General features: G+C 63.3%; 16 protein-coding genes. 5 read left to right on the top strand and 11 right to left on the bottom strand.

Annotation, left to right across the window (positions count from 1 at the left end; translation table 11 throughout):
* Window positions 1-67 precede the first annotated feature (67 nt).
* From IV500_RS00675 to IV500_RS00685, 3 genes are all read right to left on the bottom strand, one after another.
* Entirely contained in the window at window positions 68-1,837 is a 1,770-nt protein-coding gene (locus tag IV500_RS00675) for a glycoside hydrolase family 15 protein (RefSeq protein WP_196394898.1), read from the bottom strand.
* A 64-nt stretch (window positions 1,838-1,901) separates the two neighbouring features.
* Window positions 1,902-3,392, bottom strand: coding sequence for a molybdopterin-dependent oxidoreductase (locus tag IV500_RS00680; RefSeq protein WP_196394899.1), 1,491 nt, complete (start codon window positions 3,390-3,392; stop codon window positions 1,902-1,904).
* 101 nt (window positions 3,393-3,493) lie between these two features.
* Window positions 3,494-5,347 carry a thiamine pyrophosphate-requiring protein gene (locus tag IV500_RS00685; RefSeq protein WP_196394900.1) on the bottom strand — a complete coding sequence of 618 codons (1,854 nt, stop codon included), beginning with the start codon at window positions 5,345-5,347 and terminating at the stop codon, window positions 3,494-3,496.
* 359 nt (window positions 5,348-5,706) lie between these two features.
* On the opposite strand from IV500_RS00685, the gene IV500_RS00690 reads away from it, so the two are divergent.
* A complete protein-coding gene (locus tag IV500_RS00690) occupies window positions 5,707-6,705 on the top strand; it encodes a malate dehydrogenase (RefSeq protein ID WP_196394901.1) in 999 nt (332 codons plus the stop codon).
* 153 nt (window positions 6,706-6,858) lie between these two features.
* Here the strand turns inward: IV500_RS00690 and IV500_RS00695 are convergent, their stop codons facing one another.
* The 5 genes from IV500_RS00695 to IV500_RS00715 all read right to left on the bottom strand — a co-directional run bounded on the left by IV500_RS00695 (window position 6,859) and on the right by IV500_RS00715 (window position 14,319).
* Complete coding sequence (locus IV500_RS00695; RefSeq protein ID WP_196394902.1) at window positions 6,859-7,749, bottom strand: glycine betaine ABC transporter substrate-binding protein; 891 nt, start codon at window positions 7,747-7,749, stop codon at window positions 6,859-6,861.
* A 223-nt stretch (window positions 7,750-7,972) separates the two neighbouring features.
* Window positions 7,973-9,043 carry an ABC transporter permease gene (locus tag IV500_RS00700; protein ID WP_376770173.1) on the bottom strand — a complete coding sequence of 357 codons (1,071 nt, stop codon included), beginning with the start codon at window positions 9,041-9,043 and terminating at the stop codon, window positions 7,973-7,975.
* Window positions 9,040-10,347 (bottom strand): quaternary amine ABC transporter ATP-binding protein, encoded by a 1,308-nt coding sequence (locus IV500_RS00705; RefSeq protein WP_196394903.1) that lies wholly within the window; start codon window positions 10,345-10,347, stop codon window positions 9,040-9,042. Before IV500_RS00705 ends, IV500_RS00700 begins: the two co-directional genes overlap by 4 nt.
* A 529-nt stretch (window positions 10,348-10,876) precedes the next feature.
* Window positions 10,877-12,880: a vWA domain-containing protein gene (locus IV500_RS00710; protein ID WP_196395005.1), complete on the bottom strand. Its 2,004-nt coding sequence runs from the start codon at window positions 12,878-12,880 to the stop codon at window positions 10,877-10,879.
* A gap of 50 nt (window positions 12,881-12,930) precedes the next feature.
* A complete protein-coding gene (locus tag IV500_RS00715) occupies window positions 12,931-14,319 on the bottom strand; it encodes an ATP-binding protein (protein WP_196394904.1) in 1,389 nt (462 codons plus the stop codon).
* Between the two features lie 132 nt (window positions 14,320-14,451).
* Here IV500_RS00715 and IV500_RS00720 point away from each other — a divergent pair, with 132 nt between their 5' ends.
* Window positions 14,452-15,168, top strand: a complete 717-nt coding sequence (locus IV500_RS00720; protein WP_196394905.1) for an Rv2135c family putative phosphatase — start codon at window positions 14,452-14,454, stop codon at window positions 15,166-15,168.
* A complete protein-coding gene (locus tag IV500_RS00725) occupies window positions 15,150-15,851 on the top strand; it encodes an Rv2133c family protein (protein WP_196394906.1) in 702 nt (233 codons plus the stop codon). The genes IV500_RS00720 and IV500_RS00725 overlap by 19 nt, the downstream gene beginning before the upstream one ends.
* Window positions 15,852-15,932: 81 nt before the next feature.
* Here the strand turns inward: IV500_RS00725 and IV500_RS00730 are convergent, their stop codons facing one another.
* Window positions 15,933-16,619 (bottom strand): hypothetical protein, encoded by a 687-nt coding sequence (locus IV500_RS00730; RefSeq protein ID WP_196394907.1) that lies wholly within the window; start codon window positions 16,617-16,619, stop codon window positions 15,933-15,935.
* Window positions 16,620-16,936: 317 nt separating this feature from the next.
* Between IV500_RS00730 and IV500_RS21840 the strand changes: the two genes are divergently transcribed.
* Together IV500_RS21840 and IV500_RS00735 are read left to right on the top strand one after the other, a co-directional pair.
* A complete protein-coding gene (locus IV500_RS21840) occupies window positions 16,937-17,065 on the top strand; it encodes a hypothetical protein (RefSeq protein ID WP_281063945.1) in 129 nt (42 codons plus the stop codon).
* Window positions 17,066-17,115: 50 nt separating this feature from the next.
* Window positions 17,116-17,502, top strand: coding sequence for a RidA family protein (locus tag IV500_RS00735; protein ID WP_196394908.1), 387 nt, complete (start codon window positions 17,116-17,118; stop codon window positions 17,500-17,502).
* 86 nt (window positions 17,503-17,588) lie between these two features.
* Here the strand turns inward: IV500_RS00735 and IV500_RS00740 are convergent, their stop codons facing one another.
* Together IV500_RS00740 and IV500_RS00745 are read right to left on the bottom strand one after the other, a co-directional pair.
* Window positions 17,589-18,170 (bottom strand): HutD/Ves family protein, encoded by a 582-nt coding sequence (locus IV500_RS00740; RefSeq protein WP_196394909.1) that lies wholly within the window; start codon window positions 18,168-18,170, stop codon window positions 17,589-17,591.
* A gap of 20 nt (window positions 18,171-18,190) precedes the next feature.
* Entirely contained in the window at window positions 18,191-19,453 is a 1,263-nt protein-coding gene (locus IV500_RS00745) for a M20 metallopeptidase family protein (protein ID WP_196394910.1), read from the bottom strand.
* Window positions 19,454-19,659 lie beyond the last annotated feature (206 nt).

Here is a 19,659-nt window from a genome sequence, read left to right on the forward strand (position 1 = left end):
GGCGGCGCGGGTGCGCCGCCGTCGTCAGCCACTGACGTACCCGACAGACCCGCAAAAACGCCGACCGCTATGCGCCCCACGGTCGGGCGAGGCGGGCGGAGCATTCCAGCATGAGCGCGTGGACGAATGCCTGCGGCAGGTTTCCGCGCAGTTGACGCTCGTTCACGTCAAATTCCTCAGTGAAGAGCCCGGGCGGCCCGCAGGATGCGCGGTTGCGCTCAAACCAGCGGGTTGCTTCCACCTCATTGCCCTGTTGATGCTGGGCCAGCGCCATCGTAAATCCGCAGAGCAGGAAGGCTCCTTCGGCGTCTGCAAGCGGGCCCGGTCCCTGCCGGAACCGGTAGAGATAGCTGTCCACCCCGAGTTCCTCCTCCAGCGCACGCAGCGTCGCCAAGGTGCGGGGGTCATCCGCCGCTACCCCACCCCGGATCGGTGGGAACAAGAGTGCGGAATCGTTTCTCTCGTCGTCCGGCGCGCGCTGCCAGCGCCCGCTCGGATGCGTCGAGCCGGCCGCCGTCTCGGCAAGAATCGCTTCCGCCAGCGCCAGCCAATCGCCCATCCTGGCCCGGGGCGCTCCGACGCTGCTGATGGCGCGAAGCCCCGCCACACAGATCAGCCTGCTCTCGGTCCAGTTCTTATTGTCCAGTTCCCAAATGCCCGCCTCCGGATCGTGCCAGCGGATTGCGATGGCGGCCGCGGCGGCCTCGGCGGCACGCCAGCCATCGGCGTCAAGGTGGTCGTGGCGCCCCGCGGCGGCGAGCAGAAGCAGCGACTCCCCCAACGCGTCCAGCTGGAACTGGGCATTAACATGATTGCCGAGGATGTCCGAGCCGCCGGGATAGCCAGCCAGTTTCAGCGACCTTTGCCCCGGTACGGGTCCGCCAAGGGTCGTGTAGGCCGGTTTCAGGTTGGGGCCATCGGCAAGCAGCCGCTCGGAAACGAATCGGACGGCGTCATCGAGCAGCGGGTGCGCCCCGGCGGCCGCGATGGCCTCGCCGGTGAAACATTGGTCCCGTATCCACACGTAGCGGTAGTCGTAGTTACGGCCCTGTTTGGCGTGCTCGGGCAAACTCATGGTCGCGGCGGCAACCATGCCGCCGCCGGTACTGGTCAAGCCGCGTAATACCGCGTACGCGTGCCGGGCATCCCGCGGTGCGATGGTCTCTGCGAGGTCGGGAACCGTACTACGCCACGCGGACTCGGTGGCTTCCCATGCGGTGTCCGGGACAACGAGCTCGTCCGGCAGCGCCTCCTCCGACAGTTCCAGCACAAAGTCATGGTGCTCACCCGCTTTAAGGGTCAGATCCAGGGACAGTGCTGGCCCGGTGCCGCCGGCGCTGGGGCGGGCGTCATCGGCACCCATCCACCGCATCCGCAGGGACCCCGTGCGGCCCGTCCAGATCCCGTTTTCGCGGGCCAGCGAACGGACACCGTGGTGGCCAAACCCTGCTCGTGGATCCAGGATCACCCGGACCTTGGCGTCACCCTCGACGGCCATGACCCGGCGCAGGATCACCGCACGTCCGGGCTCCGCAGGAAACGCCAACGCTTCGCGGCATTCGATGATGCCGCTCTCGGTCACCCATCTGCTGCGCCAAATGAGCGTACCTTCCTCATAGTAGCCACCCCAGACAAACCGGCCTTGGGGGGTGATCGCATAGCTGCCGTGTCCGCCGATCAGGGAGGAAAATACCGCATCCGAGTCCCAGCGCGGAACACACATCCACACAAAGTCGCCCCGCGGCCCGACGATGATCCCGCGCTCGCCGTCGGCAATCAACGCGTACTCCCGCAGCACATGCGGAGGGAACTGCCAGCTTTCCTTGGTACTCACCATGTCTTTTCAGCTCATTTCTGTTGTGCACTTCGCTATTGCCGAAACCGGCACCTGGTCCGCGGCTCTAAATCCCGGCGGCGTTGGCGTAGTACTGTTGGTCTTCGCGCCAGCCGCCCTGGCCCATCCCGATATCCCTGTAGTCTTCGATAAATTCAATGGCACACACCCACTTGACCATCTTGAAACCAAGCTGGGTTTCAAGGCGAACCCGCACCGGAGCACCGTGCTCGATCGGCAGTGGTTCGCCGTTCATCTCCAAGGCAAGGATCGACTGCGGATTAGTGGCCAGGTGCACCGGGATGCTGCCGTAAAAGAATCCGTAACGGCCCTCGCCCTCGGTCAGGCCCTTGTCATCGAAGGCATAAAACACAATGTGCTTGGCCCGTTCCTGCGGACCAACAAGTTCAATGATGCGGGCCAGGGGAACGCCGCCCCACTGGGCAACAGCAGTCCAGCCTTGGATGCAATTGTGTTTGGTGATCTGTGACTGCCCGCCCAGCCCGCGCAGGTCCGCGAGCGAGAGTGACACCGGATGGTCAACGAGGCCTCCGATCGGCAGCCTGTAGTCCTGAAAACCTTCCTCTGCCAGCTGTTCGTAGTGCTCGCCGGTTGGCGGATAGCCATTGACCCGGAAGTAGGGTGAAATGTCTTTGCTGTGGAAGCGTTCCCGGGAAAGGAAGGACTTAGAGATGACCCGCTCAAAGGGGTTGACCATGACTCCGAGCATCCGTTGGGTCCGGCGCCGGTAGCGCAGCGAAAACCAGGTGATCACCACATGGAGGACCAGGATCAGGAACAATCCGGCACAGCCAATGATGATCGCTTCGATACCGTTAGCGTCCTGGTTGGCCAGCACTATGCTGGCTGCCTCCTTCGGCACGTCGTGGATTAGCACCATGAATACATGGATGACAGTGAACACAGCGAAGGCGACGAGTCCCAGGAAGTGCAGGCTCCGGGCGCCCTGCTTTCCGTGGAAGATTTTGCCGTACCACGGAAAGCGGGCAAGCACGGACGGGGACATCGCGGCACCCGTGAGCACCTGGAACGGAGCAAGCAGGAAAATAATGATGAAGTAGGTCAGCTTCTGCGCCGGTTCAAAAGGCTCCCCGGGAATCTTCGACGGGATCTGGAAATGCAGATAGGTACCGAGGGAGTTGATCGAGTCCGGGATGATCGACCAGTGCGTTGGAATCAGGTAATGCCAATACCCGGTGGCGAAAACCAGCACAATGTAGACCAGACCGGTGAGGATCCAAAACTGGACACTCATAAAATGCCAGTGCCTGCCCAGCCCGATATTCTTCTTTCCGGGCAGGGCAATCAATGGTGTCCACGCCTCCTCCTCGTCCAAGGAGGTCCATGGCTTTCGCGAGTCAGCGCCATACATCTTCTTGGAGAACCGCAGCCACTCCCGGCCCGGCGGGCAGTTGTCGTACCAGTAGAGCTTAGGGAAGGCCGACAGTACCTCCAGTCCGCTCCTGGCCAACAGCAACAAAAAAAACAGGTTCAGAAAGTGGGTGACAGCCACCCACCAGGGGAAGAATTCAGGCATGCTGGTTCCAACCTTCGCAGCTACGTACCTGGGTCTCGGGCGGCATCCGCCGGCCGCGCCTCGAAACCCGTACTACCGGTGCGGCCCCGGGATGAGTGAGGCTAGCCGTCCCCCTTATCGGGGCTCTGCGGCCGATCCTTGTCCTGGCCGATGTGGAGCTTTCCCTTCACCCGCTCGATGCCCTCGGCGACGAGCGCCTCGGCAGAATCACGGATGACGCCGACCTCGAAAGGGTCCTTCTTCAAGAGCGCTTCGCCGGTGTTCTTAGCGAATTCCAGCGTGATATGCGGTGGGAGGGGTGGCACATTCCTGGAAGTGTAGGCGTCAATGAGCGTGATGCCACGATGGGCAAACGCGGCATCCCAAGCCGCGGCGACTTCGTCGTCCTTCTTGACCCGGATACCTTGGAACCCGAGCAGTTCGGCCCACCCCGCGTAGTCGATCGATTCGACATCCTGTGATGTCTCCCATACCGGGTTCGCATCCTCCGTGCGCATCTCCCACGACACCTGGGTCAGGTCATTGTTGTGCAGGACCATAATGATCAGCTGCGGATTATCCCATTCCTGCATGTACTTCTTGATCGTGATGAGTTCGTTCATGCCAAGCATCTGAAATGCTCCGTCACCGATGGTGCAGATGACAGACCGTTCGGGGTGCGCGAACTTCGCGGCGACGGCGTACGGCATGGCCGCCAGCATGGAAGCGAGCCGGCCGGAAAGGTCCCCCATCATGCCGCGTCGCAGACGGATATGGTGGCCATACCAGTCGGCAGTGCTGCCTGCGTCCGCGGTGACAATGGCCTGTGGTGGAAGACGCTTGTTCAGTTCAAGGTAGACGCGCCGCGGGTTGACGCCGTCGGCATAGTTCAGCATCGCCTCCGCTTCCATCTCGTGCTCCCATTCGACCATCTCTTTCGCGACGTTTTCCTGCCATGAAAGATCTGTCTTCGCCTCCAGGTGCGGGATGAGCGCGGTGAGAGTTGCTTTCACATCGCCCCAGATATTCAGTTCGGTCGGGTAGCGCAAACCCATTTGCTCCGGTTTAAGGTCCACCTGGATCGCCCGTGCCTGACCGCTTGGCGGCAGGAACTGGCCGTATGGATAGTTGGTTCCAAGGAGAACCAGGGTGTCGCAGTCGTTCATCTGGTGCATGCTCGGGCGGGTGCCGAGCAGGCCCAGCTGCTGGCTGTGGTGGGGAACGTCAGAGGGAACGACCTGTTTGGCGCGCAGGGCAGTGATAAGACCGGCTCCGGCAAGCCGTGCCGCTTCAAGCACCTCGTCCGTCGCGCCATTTGAGCCGTGGCCGACCAGGAACGTCACCTTGCTGCCCGCATTGATGATGGCCGCGGCCTTCATGATCTCGCTCTCGGGAGGAACAATGGATATCGAGGGCGCGACGGCGCTTGAGCGCGATACCCAGTTCTCCGGCGTGAGCTCTTCCATGTCCATGCCCTGCACATCGTGCGGAAGGATGATGACTGCCGGCCCCAGCCGGACACGGGCCGTACGGAACGCGGTGTCGACCACTGCCTGCGCCTGTTTGGGCGAAACGATCGTCTGCACGTAGACCGCCACGTCCTCCAAAGTGCGCTCCAGATTGCTTTCCTGCTGCGTAAAGGTTCCCAGCGAGGGCAACCCCTGTTGGCCGATGATCGCCACGACGGGCTGGTTGTCCATCTTCGCGTCGTACAGCCCGTTCAGCATATGGAATGCTCCCGGACTGGAGGTCGCGATGCACACCCCGACCTCGCCGGTAAACTTGGCGTACGCGGTGGCCATCAGGGAACAGATTTCCTCATGCGTGGGCCGGATGTACTTCAATCCGTCACCGTCGCGTTCAGCCTTGCCGAGCGCACCATCGAAGGCACCGATCCCGTCCCCGGGGAAACCAAACACCCGGCTGACACCCCACTGCCGAATCCGCTCAATGACGAAATCACTTACCGTTGTCATCTCATACTCCTTGCGCTCCGGGCGGACCTCAGAGGATCCCGCCGCATACTCTGCCGGCTGCGTGCACTGTTGTTCTTTTCGTGATGTTACGTGTGGTCCCCCTCTTAAAACATACTCAGACACAACGAAAAAGCTAGACCGGTGCTTCAGCCCAGGCCAATGAATGCGTCAAATGATCCTGCTGCTGATTGAGCAAATACCCGAGAATTTTTGCCGGTCTGCAGCTCGCGCTTACCGCTCCCGGGCTGTTCCGGTCGTCAACACCCGTCGCGGGGCCCTTGGGAAACCGGTGGGAAAAGGGCCCGACGCGGACACGCTGGGCAGCTGTCTCTGCCCTTGCACAGGCGTAGGCTGGCGCCATGAACGCGCACACTGCAGCGGCTCCCGTGACGGTAACCGTCACCGGAGCCGCAGGACAAATTGGCTACGCTCTGCTGTTCCGGATCGCCTCGGGGGCGATGCTGGGCCCCGAGGTTCCGGTCAAGCTCAACCTCCTGGAAGTTCCGCAGGCAGTACACGCAGCCGAGGGCACAGTGCTGGAATTGCTGGACTGCGCCTTTGAGCTGGTTGCGGGCATAGACGTCTATGACAATCCGGCCCACGCATTCGACGGCGCCAGCCTCGCCCTCCTTGTCGGTGCCAAGCCGCGCGGCCCCGGCATGGAGCGCGCGGACCTTCTCGCCGCGAACGGCGGCATCTTCTCCGTCCAGGGCAGGGCAATTAACGATGGGGCCGCTGACGACATCAAAGTGGTGGTAGTGGGCAACCCTGCCAACACCAACGCGCTCATTACCGCTGCGCACGCTCCGGATATTCCGGCGTCACGCTTCACCGCGCTCACCAGGCTGGACCACGACCGGGCCGTGGCCCAGCTGGCGGCCAGGACGGGCACCGGGGTCAGCGCCGTCCGGAAACTGGCCATCTGGGGCAATCACTCGGCCACGCAATATCCGGACATTTCCCATGCAACGGTGGACGGGCGGCCGGCCACGGAGCTAGTGGAGCAGGACTGGATCCGGGACGAGTTCATCCCGCGCGTAGCCAAGCGCGGCGCGGAGGTCATCGCCGTCCGCGGCGGGTCCTCGGCAGCATCGGCGGCCAACGCCGCCTTGGAGCACATGCGTTTGTGGGTACAAGGTACGCCCGAGGGCGACTGGACATCCATGGCTGTCCCTTCCGACGGCTCCTACGGTGTCCCCGAGGGAGTGGTCAGTTCCTTCCCGGTGACCACGTCCGGCGGTTCCTACAAAATTGTCCCAGGTCTGGAGATCAGCGACTTCTCGCGGAGCCGGATAGATGCTTCCGTTACAGAGCTGCAGGAGGAGCGTGACGGTGTGAGAGCGCTCGGGCTGATTTAGCGGACCGCATGCGCTGATTCCCGCCAGCGGTATCGGTGGGTGTTGTTGAACCTAATGTGCGTGGCCGCTGAAACGACTGTGCCCGGCCTCCCCACGGGAGGCCGGGCACAGCGCGGCATACAATCGGCGCAGCGGCCGGGAAGCTATGAGAAACTAGCTGCTCAGCTCGTCCACATAGTCCTTGTTTTCCGACATCCATTTCTTCACGATCGGCGCATAGTCGTCAACCGTGGTGCCGGTGTTGAACATGACGTTTTCCAGCGAGAACAGCTTATCCGAGTCCATCTTAAAGCCCTTGATCCAGCCCGAAAGCGTAGGGAAGTTCTTCTCGAAGCTCTTGCTGCCGAAGGAATGAATGCCCTCCGAGTCACCGAAAATGTTCTTCGGGTCCTTGAGGTTCTTCACCGGGAACGCGTCATAGGCCCAGTGCGGGCTCCACAGCGTTACCGCGATGTTTTCCTTGGCATTTGTGGCAGCCGTCAGTTCGGACAGCATGGCCGGGGTGGAGGAGGTGACGAAATCCATCTTCTCCAGGCCATACGCCTTGATTGCCTTTTCGGTCAGCTCCGTCAGCCCGGCGCTGGGCTCAATGCCCACAATCTTGTTGCCGAACTTGTCTGCGTTCGCCGCCAGCTCATCCAAGGAGTCAATCGGAGCGTCCTTGTTGACCGCGATAGCGTTCTGCGCGTCCTCGTTCCACACGCCCAGGTCCGTCATATCCGCGCCGTACTGCTCGATGTACGTTTTGTGCGTATTGGGCAGCCACGTATCCAGGACCAAGTCATAATCGTCCGTGGACAGGCCAAGGTACACGGGGGCGGTGTCTGCATACGTGAGCTTGACGTTGTAGCCCTTGTCCTCCAGCACTGCCTTCCACAGCTCCGAAGCGGCCGTATCCTCATCCCAGCCGTTGAAAACGGCGATGTTGAGGTCCTTGTTGTCTCCGTTGTCCAGCTTCGCGGCGTCCGCAGTCCCGGAGCAGGCGGTCAGGCCCAGCATTCCGACGACGACAATCGCGGCCAGTGTCCTAAATCGGTTCTTCATGTCTTCCTATTCTGTCCCGGGCCGGTTAATTCCTTCCGGCTCGGACGGGTTTACGGTAAGGCACAGGCGTTCTGCACCCTCACTCCGGGGCGCGGCAGACCGCCCGGTATGGAAAGTTGAAAATTACAGTGACGCGGGCACGACGGCGGCAAGCACGTCCGCGGGTTGCCTGCGGCACCGCTGCGCAGCCGGCTGACAGACCTGCCGCCACCGGCTGCGTGGCTCAGCGAGCGGCAGCCTCTTGGCCGCGGCGGCCCTCCCCAGCACCGGCATTGGTGCCGGAACCACTCTCGGACGTTCCGCCGTCGAACGCTGCCTTAGCGGGTGACATGGCCGCAGACTTGCCAACGGCTGAAGTGCCCGCCGCTGCGTCCGAGCCGGTGCTTTCAGCTGTGGATGCCCGAGAAGTCTGCGCCACACGCGGACGTTTGCGCCGCTTCTGCCCGAGGGCAGCCGTCATCCGGTCCAGGAACACCGCGATGATCACCACAGAGATCCCGGCCTCCGCACCGAGGCGGATGTCGATCCGGTTCAGGCTGGCCACTACGTCCCCGCCCAAGCCGCCCGCGCCCACCATGCCGGCAATGACCACCATAGACAGCGAGAGCATGATGACCTGATTGACCCCGGCCATAATGGACGGCAGCGCCAACGGGAGCTGGATCTGGCGCAGGATCCGGAACGGGGAGGCACCGAATGCCTGACCTGCCTCCACCACCTCCGAATCCACGCCGCGGATGCCCAACTCGGTAAGCCGCACGCCCGGAGCCAGCGCGAAAATGATGGTAGCCACGATGCCGGGCACCACGCCCACCCGGAAAAGGATCAGCGCGGGAATCAGATACACAAACGCCGGCATGGTCTGCATAAAGTCCAGCACCGGTTTAATGATGGTGGAGGCCAGTTTGGACCGTGCCGCCAGGATACCCAGCGGGACGCTGAGCACCACGGCAATCACGCTCGCCACCAGCACCAGCGCGAGCGTATCCATCGCGTTCTCCCACTGCGCCACCCCGGCAATCAGCAGGAAACCGACCGCCGTGCCCGCGGCCATTCGCCAGCCACGGGCCAGGAACGCCAGCACCACGGCCACCAGAATCACCGCCCAGAACGGCGGTGCAGTAAGGATAAAGTCCAGCAGTTCGTACAGTCCGCCAAAAATCACCCGAATGACGTCAAACAGACCGCCGAACCCATCGGTAATGAAGTCCACTACATCCTTGACCCACACACCCAGCGGAATGCGGAAGGGCACATCGACGGAGGCCGCAGCCATAAGTGTCAACGAGCTCATGAAAGACTCCCATCGTTAGCGGTGTGGACGAGGTCAGGCAGCGACGCCGTTTCGGCAAGCACCTCGGTGATGCTCTGGGCGGAGATTGGTCCGGCAGGTTCAATCAGAGCAATGGTCTGGGTGCTGGGCGGAACATTACCCAGCGCGGCCAGCAGCGTCACGCGCGGAATGGCGCCGATCAACCGCCCCTTTTCGTCCACCACAGCCAGTGGCAGCGGGCTCTCCACCGCCAGTTCAAATAAGTCCACCAGCGGAGCCTCTCCCGTGACCGAGGCCACGTTCGGGTTCACCACAGCGGACAGCGACGTTTCGCCCGCTTTGACCTGGCGCATCACATCCTTATCCCGTACCACTCCGGTGAGCACGCGCCCCGCGCCCACCACGAACGCGGCAGACGACTGCAGATCCCGCATGGACAGCAGCGCGGCACGTGGACCTGCCGCGGACTGCACCACCGCCCGCACCGGTTCCATCACGGAGGCGGCCGTCAGCACCCGGGCGCGGTCTACGTCCTGGACGAATTGAGCCACATAGTCATTGGCCGGATCGGTGAGAATGTCTTCCGGAGTACCCACCTGGACAATCCTGCCGTCACGCATCACCGCTATCCGGTCCCCCAGAAACATCGCTTCATTTAGGTCGTGGGTGATGAAAATGATCGTTTTGCCCAGCTGCGACTGCAGCTCCACCAGCTGTTCCTGCATTTCGCGCCGGATCAGCGGATCCAGCGCCGAAAACGCCTCGTCCATGAGCAAAATATCCGTTTCTGCGCTCAGCGCCCGGGCCAGGCCCACGCGCTGCTGCATGCCGCCGGACAGCTCGCCGGGCAGCTTGTCTTCCCAGCCGCTGAGCCCCACCAACTCCACGACCTTGCCGGCCCGCTGCAGCCGCTGTGCCCGCGGCATACCCTGGATCTCCAGAGCGTATGCCGCGTTCTCCAGCACCGTCCGGTGCGGCAGCAGTGCAAAGTGCTGGAACACCATCGAGATATTGTTCCGCCGCACCTCCCGCAGCGTCTTGGCCGGGACACCGGAAATGACCGAACCATTGACCGTAACGGTTCCCTCTGTAGGTTCGAGCAGACCATTGAGCATGCGGATCAGCGTGGACTTACCGGAGCCGGAGAGCCCCATCACCACGAAAATCTCGCCGGTCTGTACCTCGAAGGAAGCGTCAATCACCGCGGCAGTCCCCTGCTCCACCAGCTCCGCACGATCGGTACCTGCCTTCACCCGCCGGACCAGGTCCGCCGGTCGCCGCCCGAAAGCCTTATATAAATGTTCTGCTTTTACTGCTGTTGTCACATGATCCTTACCGGCTTCGGCTTTTTGCGCATAATGCGTCAAAAACCTGCCGCTTCCTGATTACGGTCGGGTTATTCAACGGCGACGGAATAGATTCCAGTGCCGGTCTCTAAACGCTTAGGCAAGCGCAACCGGGAACATACGTCCGCACGGCGGAGGACCATCTGGGCCACTTCCGCACTTTTGAAAAACCATACGACTCGAAATGACGCGCCCATGCGGGCACCGTTCCGGTCGCGGCCTGAATTCACTGGTCGTTACGACCAGCATTTACCCTAACAAGGGTTCGACGGCGGCAGGCCCGCGGAAGCGGCTCGGCCACCCTCCACCAGCGGACCAGCCAAGCCCTTCGCCCCGCAGGCGCGGCGATCCTGAGCCGATGGACCTTTCGCCGTTCTGTTGTGGAGTTGTTACTTATTAGCCTCTGCGGACGCCGAATTACTGCAGTTTCGCCTGCAGCACCGCTGCCGTGAACTTTGCATTTTGGCCTCGGATTACCGGCAAACCATGTGGCTTTCCAACAACCCTGCTATGAAGCCCAGTCGGCGTTGTTGTAGGTGCCGCGGAAATGGGCGCGCAGGTACTCCCCCACAACGGCGGCCCCGAGATCAGCAGCATCGGGGGCGACAACGCGGCCGCCGACCCGGCGGGCCATCCGCGCCACGAACCGTTCCAGACCCGGGTCATCGCCCAGTCGGAAGAACGTAACCTGCGTGCCGGCCCGCCCGAGGCGGTCGAGTTCGGCGACCGTGACGCGGATTGTCTCGGGCTCGGGTGGCCAGGAGAACCAGGACTCCCCCTCCGCCAACAGGTGCGCGGTCGGTTCGCCGTCGGTGACCACAAGGAGGGTCGGCTGCATGGAGGGGTGCTGACGGAAGAAACGATTGGCCAGCAGCAGGCCGTGATGCAGATTGGTCCCCTGCTCCCGCAGCGGCGGCAGTGCCGTGAGCCCGTCGATGTCCATGGACTGCGCATAGCGGCCGAACGTGATCAGCGCCAGCCGGTCCCCGCGGAATCGGGTGGAGAGGAGGTGGTGCAGGGCGAGCGCGGTGCGTTTCATCGGCACCCACCGTCCCTCGGCGGCCATCGAGAACGACACATCCACGAGCAGGACGACGGCGGCCCGGGTACGTGCTTCGGTCTCCGTGACCTCGATATCGCGCACCCCGAGGTGCAACCCGCGGCCCGGATCATCGCCTTCGGCGATGGTGCGGTGAATGGCATTGGTGATGGTGCGGGTGACATCCCAGGGTTCGGTGTCCCCGAACTGCCATTCACGGCTGGAGCCGGTCTGCTCACCGGCGGCACCGGCGGCACGCGTGTCTCTGTTCCCCTGCCTGCTGGAGAGTTGCTTGGCGGTGTCCCGCAATAGCGTCCTCCCAAGCCGCCGCATGGCCTGCGGGGACAACCGGAGGTCACCGTCGGTTCCGCGCTGGAGATAGCCGCCGTCCTGCATTGCCCGCTCAATCCCGGCCAGCGTCTGCGCACTCACAGCGGCGTCCTGCCCCAGTTGGCGGGCAAGGGCATCCAGGTCCAGATCGTCCAGGCGTGATCCGTTGTAGGACTGGGAGAGCTGTTCGGCCAGCTCGTCAAGTTCGCCGATGTCCTGGAGTACGCCCGTGCCGTCACCGAGCCCGAGCCCCTCCTGGCCCTCAAAGCGCTCTGATCCGGTCCAGTCCTCGCCGGGGCGCAGTGCGCGCAGGCTCGAGTCGAGTTGATCAAGTTGGGCCATCAGTTGCGGCGAGCCGAACGCCTGGGCAGACAAACTCATTAGCTCATCGCGCTGCTCGGCGGACATGGACTGCAGGAGCCGCTGGGCCGCGGCCGCCCGCTGTGCAAGGGCATCGACCAGTTCCTCCACCGATTGTGGATTTTCCGGAAAGAAGCTGCCGTGGCGCGCCATGAACTCCTGGAAGTCCGCGTCGGTGTCCTCGCCGCGCCGGTGTTTGTCGAGCAGTTCGTTCAGGTCGCGCAGCATCCCGCTCACGGCCGCGCGGTCCTCGTCGGTGGCGCTCTCGAGCGCTTGTTTCATGCCTGCAAACCGCTGGTCCAGGACCTCGCGCCCCAGCAGATCCTTAATCCGCTCGTAGGCCTCCCGTGCGCTGCCCGATTGCCAGTCATAGGAGGCGAGCTCGTTGACTGCTGCGGCTGTGGACGTGGGCAGGTTCTGCAGTTGCATTTCACGAAAGACGCGGTCGGTGTTGTCCATCCCGGCGTCGCGGGCCAGCTGCTTGCGTTCGGCCAAGACCGCAGTGTCCAGAAGCTTCTTGACCTCGTTGAGGGTGCCATCGAGCCCGTGGCGGCTGAGCAGATCTTTGCGGCGTTGTTGAACCCGGCCTGCGAGTTCGTCCAGCCCTTCCCGGTTTCGGCCTCCGCGCCGAAGGAACTCCTGCAGGGCGTGCCGGGGCGAGTAGCCCGCCATGACGTCCTCAGCGATCGCGTCGAGTGCCTCGGCCAGGTCCACCGGCGGGGCGAGCGGATCGGGTCCTCCAGTGTAGAGCCCGTATTTGGAGGACCGGTTATGAGCGCCCATCATGCTGCCTCTTCCCATTCCTATTTCTATTTCTATTTCTATTTCTATTTCTAACCGTAGATCGTCTCCCCGCCGTCGGACTCCTTGGAGATCCGCCGGGCAAGGAAGAGACCCTCCAGTGCCAATTCGATGGCGGCCGCGCGCTGCCCGTCGTTTTTCGCGTCCAGCTGCCCGCTGATCTCTTCGTAGAGGCCGGACCCATCGAGGGACGGGAGATTTTCCAGAAATTCCCGGGCGGTGACCTGTTCCCCGGTGGTCACGGTCAAGTGCCCGTCGAGCGCCGCTACGAGCGGGCCGAAGTCGAGACCGCGGTAATGCACCCGCACGGCTTCGGCAGTGGCCATGCGCAGAAGATGGTCGAGGACGGCTTGCTCACGACCCTCCTCGCCGGATTCGAACTCGAGCTTGCCGGTAAGGACTTCGACGGCGGATTCCAGGTCAACAATCCGTGCGACTGCCTCGTCCTCCCCGCGCACGGTGGCGCGGTGCAGCGCTGCAGCAGCGACGGTCTCTGCACCCGCGATCGCGAAGCGCGCCGAAACCCCAGAGCTTTGGTTAATGGCCGGAGACTGCCGCAGTGCACGGGTGTAACGGGCCAGAATCTCGAGCATCACGGGCGGAACGTCGGCGACCAGCCGGCCCTCCTGCGCAATGACGGCAACCTCATCGTCCAGCTCGATCGGGTAATGGGTGCGGATCTCCGCACCAAAGCGGTCCTTGAGCGGGGTGATGATCCGGCCTCGGTTGGTGTAGTCCTCCGGGTTGGCGGATGCGACGACGAGTACGTCAAGGGGCAGCCGCAGCACGTAACCCCGGATCTGGATGTCGCGCTCCTCCATCACGTTGAGCATCGCGACCTGAATCCGCTCGGCAAGGTCGGGCAGTTCATTAATGCCGACGATGCCGCGGTTGGCGCGTGGGATGAGACCGTAGTGAATGGTTTCCGGGTCCCCTAGTCGGCGGCCCTCGGCAACCCGCATCGGGTCCACGTCGCCGATCAGGTCGGCAACGGAGGTGTCCGGGGTGGCGAGCTTCTCGATGTAACGTTCCGAGCGGTGCCGCCACGCCACGCGCATCCGGTCCCCTTCGGCAACCGCACGGGTCCGGGACTGTTCCGTGATCGGTTCATAGGGATGCTCGTTCAATTCTGATCCCTCGATCACCGGCGACCACTCATCCAGCAGCCCGGCCAGCGTGCGCATCAGCCGCGTCTTGCCCTGTCCCCGCTCGCCGAGCAGGACGACGTCGTGACCGGCGATCAAGGCGCGCTCAAGCTGGGGAAGGACAGTCCGGCCGAACCCATAGATCCCGGGCCAAGGGTCCCGGCCAGCGGCGAGCGCGGCGAGCAGGTTGTCGCGGATCTCGTGGCGCAGGTCCTTGTCAATGTGGCCAGCTGCGCGCAGTTCACCAACGGTGAAGATGTCGGGGCGATCACTCATGACCCTACGTTAGTCCTCGAACATGCAGTGCATCCAGAAAGGTGGAGAGCATCGGAAAGGTACAGAGCATCGGGCATTGAACGTTTCATATATGCGGCGCATAAACCCGTGGCAGCGCATAGGCTGTAGGTGATGACCGAAACACCACCGCCGGCCCCCGCAGCGCCACCGGCCCCGCCGAGTACCCTGCTTCTTCTGGTGCGCCACGGGCAGACGCCGACCACCGGCGCGGTGCTGCCCGGACGGGCGGGGGGACTGCACCTCTCCGACCAGGGCCGGGTCCAGGCCGAACGGGTCGCGGAACGGCTTGCCGGTCTTCCGGTCGCTGGCATCTACTCCTCGCCGCTGGAGCGCGCACGCGAGACCGCGGAGCCCACGGCGGCCCGCACCTCACTGGAGGTGAGCGAGAACGCCGGCCTGATCGAGTGTGACTTCGGCGAGTGGACCGGCGCCGCGCTCACCGAGCTCGCGGGCCTGCCTGCATGGCAGACCGTGCAGCATACGCCGTCGGCCTTCCGCTTCCCGGGCGGGGAGAGCTTTGCGCAGATGCAGGCCCGGATGGTGGCAACGCTCGAGGTGCTGTGCACCGCGCACGCCGGTGGCGTCGTCGTCTGCTTCTCCCACGCCGACCCGATCAAGGCCGCCGTCGCCCACGCCCTGGGCACTCATCTGGACCTCTTTCAACGGATCGTCATCAGCCCTGGCTCGGTCTCGGTCATTTCGTATGTGCAGGGCCAGGCGCCCGCCGTGCTCATGGTCAACTCGACCCAGGAACCGTTGAGCGGGCTGAGGACAGCGCAGACCAGGAGCATCGCACAGCGGGACGAACCGTGTCCGCCCGGGAGCTGATGCTGCTCGTCGAGGGCCGGATCAAGCTCCTCGGGAGCATCGTACGCAGCAGCAACGCGACCTTCCTCGTCGAGGTCTCATGTGGAGACGACTCGGCATGGGCGGTCTACAAGCCGGAGGCCGGGGAACGGCCGCTGTCCGATTTTGAGCCCGGGCTGTTCCGTCGCGAACGCGCGGCGTACCTGCTCAGTGCATACCTTCAATGGGACCTGGTGCCTCCGACGGTGATCCGCGAGGACTCCCCCTTAGGCATCGGGTCGCTGCAGTGGTTCGTCGAGGGCGACTTCCGTGAGCACTACTTCACGCTGTTCCAGGACGCACCCGAGACCCACCGCTCGCTGTCGCAGCTCGCCCTGTTTGACTGCATCGCCAATAACGCTGACCGCAAGAGCGGGCACGTCCTGCGCGCCAACGACGGACGGGTGTGGGGTATCGACCACGGCCTCTGCTTCGGGGCAGGGGACAAACTGCGCACCGTGATCTGGGACTTCGCCGGTGTTCCCATTCCAGCTGCCCTGCTGGAGGACATCGCCCCGCTCGCCGAAGCTGTCCCTGACGACGTCGCCGGACTCCTCGACGACGTGGAGGTGATGGCTCTGCAGCGCCGGGTGCAGCGCTTGCTCCGCAATGGGGTGCTGCCCACCGACACCACAGGTATGCGTTACCCGTGGCCGCTGGTGTAAGGGAGTCCGGTAAGCGCCCTGAACCTTGGCTGGCGGGCCGCGTGTGCACGGGCCCTTGCGTCAGGTAGGCTGACGCCGAACTCACTTGCGGGAAATCACGTCGCCGCTGTTGAGGATCACGAACCTGTGCCCGCCGGTCAGCACGTTCACAAATCCCGAGTCGACGCTGAGAACGTATCCTACGATGGTGCCGTTCGTGGTGTTGATCTCTTCCTGGGGTACCCACGGTGTCTGGACGAGGGCGGCGACGAGCAAGACGGACACACCGGCCACCCAGCCAATACTGGCCATGGCCAGGGAAAACAAGCGCCGCAGGCGGCTTTTCTGCGGGAGAATGCGGATCAGTGCGAACGCCCCAAAAACGGCCGCTGTCGCCAGCGGCAACCACCACAGCCGGAAACTGCCCGTCAGGGCGATCAGTGTGACGGTGCCCAAAATGGTGGACAACAACACCACCGCCCGATGCCTGCGGGCGGACCACAGATAGGTGGCGACGAGCAGGGGCAGAACGCCAATCAGCAGAATCGCCACCAGCAGGTGCCCGGCCATGAGCGTTCCGACGAGGAGAGCCAGACCGTCGCTCAGGCTCAGCGTGGTGCTTACCGCGAACGCCGTGTTCCAGTCATACCCGGACACGGCCAGGATCCGCAGAATCAGGAAAACGAATCCCCACGCGGCCGCTGGCGCGACGGCACCGGCGTAACGGCGGGGAACCTCAGCGGAGGCCGCGGATTCGGCGGCGGTCTTCTTGGCATTGGCAGCGGTCATGGGATGAGGCTACTGCTGCACGTTGGCAGCCTCCCAATCCGACGGTCTTTGCACCGTCCGCCGCCGTAAAAATGCGGCACGTTCAGGCCCCAAGAGCCGGTCGCGGAACACCGCACGCCCACCAGTGGACGTGGCCGATCAAAAATGCCGGTGAAAGCCCCAGCGCCACCATCTTCCCGATGTGTTCCGGGCGCAGGACGCTGCAGTGCTCGAACCGGGGGCTGCCCGGTAGGCGTTCGAAACCAGGCTACCGATTCGGCACGCGGCCTCTTTACGTCCATCGTAAGGATCGGAACGCCGGTGATCAGGAGATCCGAGTGACAGGCACTACACATGTGCAGCATCCCCTGAACTCCACTGCCGTCGTCGTCTGTTCAGCCCTCTCCGGACGCCGGATAAGTGGTCTTGACAAAACCCGTGGCCCTGGCGCCTACTGGACCATCTGAACGCGGCGGTCCAAGGACGGCACGCCCAGCCATCACCGAAAGGCATCGGCATGACACGTGAGGCCGTCAACAGCCCTCAGGTGCCTCCTGCGTTGGGGCCTTACAGTCAGGCGATCGTTGCCGGAGGGTTCGTGTTCTGCTCCGGTACGGCCGGAATCGACCCGGCGACAGGGTCGGCACCGGAGGGCGTTCAGGCCCAGACGGAGCAGGCGCTGGTCAACCTTCAGGCCGTCCTCGTAGCGGCTGGCTCGTCAATTTCAGAGGTGGTCAAGACTACGATCTTCTACGCCAACGTCGATGACTTCGCCACGATCAACGAGGTCTACGCCCGGCACATGCCGACGCCGCCGCCGGCCCGCTCGGCGCCTGCAAATGTACGGCTCCCCCACGGGTTGTTGATATCGATCGACGCCATCGCCGTCCTGCCTTCACGATGACGGCTGTGCTTTGACGGGTCTTTCCCACCGGGCACTCGATCGTCTGTTCGGGCGCCGCGGGGCGAAGCGCTCTTATTTATACAGCCTCAGGTTTCCCACAATTCGATAATCGCCCAGCGTCCCTTCGTGGTCCCGTGCAGGACAAGTTCGGTGCTGCCCGCCGCATTGTTGATTTGCAGCAGATCGTTGTCGCCCAGCTCGATTTCCGGGTTTTTCGCGACATTAATGAGGACTGCGGGCCCGATGTTGTACACGAGGATTATTGCCGCGTCAGAAAGGAATGGGCGGGACCGGGTGAGGACCGGCCATTGGATCCGGGCGGTGATTCTCTCAGCGCGGTAGATCAGGTTAAGGGCCCGAACCGGATCTGCCCGCAATTCACACCTGGTCTCCACGGCGCCGTCAAAGCGGTGAACGTCAAACGCATGAAGCTCACGGCTCCCCTGTTCCCCGGTTCTCAGACGCACCCCGCTTCCACCAAAAACCGTGATAATGCGCTGCATACCGGCAAAGGTGGAAAAGGTACTGTCCCTGGCAATAGCGGCGAGGGAGACCCGCCAGGCGTAATCGCCGTGGGACGTATCCTTGGTGATTTCGGAGGTTGTGCCAAGGCCATTGAGCCACGGTGTGCTCGTCCGGGCACCGGCGCGGTGGACGCTGATGGTCATGGACGGGCTGCCGGACTCCATCACGGCTGCGCGTCGTGGAGTACCCCGGCACCGTCGGCGCTTTCCGATTCTGCCATTCCTGCCCGCTGAAATGCCAGCTCGGCCAGGCAAGCCGCCGCTTTGGGCAGAATTGCATCGTCGAAGGCGGCACGCGGCGAGTGGTTCATCGGAGCCAGAGCGGGGTCCTTCGCCGGGGAGGCGCCCAACAACAGGTAGGCGCCGGGAACCTCGCGGAGCACATGGGCAAAGTCCTCGGACCCGGCCACCGGATGCTCCATTTCACGGAAGCTTTCCGCGCCAAAGGTGCCGGTGATAATACGTCTGGCGTATTCAAACTCTGCCGGAGAATTCACCGTTACCGGGTAATCGGGTGCCTGGGATATTTCCGCGTCCAGCCCGTGCGCGGCCGCGATTCCCCGGCATAACCGCTTGACATCGGATACCAGTTTTTCCCGGTGCGCCGGCGAAAACATCCGAAGCGTTACATCGAAGGCCGCCGTCTCCGGGATGATCACACCGAGTGTACCGGCCTGTATGCGCCCTACGGTTGCGACGACGGGGTCGAAGACGTCAAATCCACGGGTGACCAACGTCTGCAGACCCAGGACCATCTCACATGCGACGGGAACGGGATCTTTGGCTTGGTGCGGTGCGGAGCCGTGGCCGCCCTCACCCCGGACGGTCACAAAGAGTTCGTCGCAGCCGGCCATCAGTGTCCCTGGCCTGGAGTAGAACACACCGCTGTCATAAACTCCTGAAAAAACGTGCAGGCCGAAGGCCGCCTCGACTCTGCGCCCGGCCGCCTCCAGCACCCCGTCCTCAACCATAAAGCGCGCGCCGTCGTACGCTTCTTCCCCCGGCTGGAACATAAAGACGACGTCCCCGCAAAGATCCGCCCGCCGGTCATGGAGAATCCGCAGTGCCCCGTAGAGCGCCGCCATATGCAGATCGTGCCCGCACGCATGCATGGACCCGCTGATTTCGGAGGCATAGTCCAAGCCCGTAGCCTCCGTCACCGGAAGGGCATCCATATCACCGCGAAGCAGGACCACCGGTCCGGGGCACCCGTCCGGTGTTAATTTTCCGCCCCGAAGCACACACGTCACCGAGCTTTGCCGGGTTCCGGGGAAGACCTCGAGCCCGTCCAGCCCGGCCAGTTTTTCCAGAATCAGCCGCTGCGTTTGGGGCAGGTCCAGGCCAATCTCGGGAATGCGGTGCAATTGGCGGCGTAAGTCAACTAGTTCCACCCGCAGTTGCTCGGCGGAATCTTCAATAGCGGTCATCTCATCCCTCGTGATTTCAAACGTGGCAACGGTCAGCAGACGGAGACCGGGTTGCACCCGAGCGCCCCTTGCTGGAGTGTATGCCCCGCTTCTGCTTTTAACGATTCCAAATTATCAGGCAGCAGGAATTCCCCCATAAGCATCTGCGTCCGCATTACGAAGCAGATTCCCGGAGTTTTTTCGGTCTACCTGGCGGACCGGGAGAT

The sequence above is a fragment of the Arthrobacter terrae genome (assembly GCF_015708085.1).
GTDB classification, from domain to species: Bacteria; Actinomycetota; Actinomycetes; order Actinomycetales; family Micrococcaceae; genus Arthrobacter_M; species Arthrobacter_M terrae.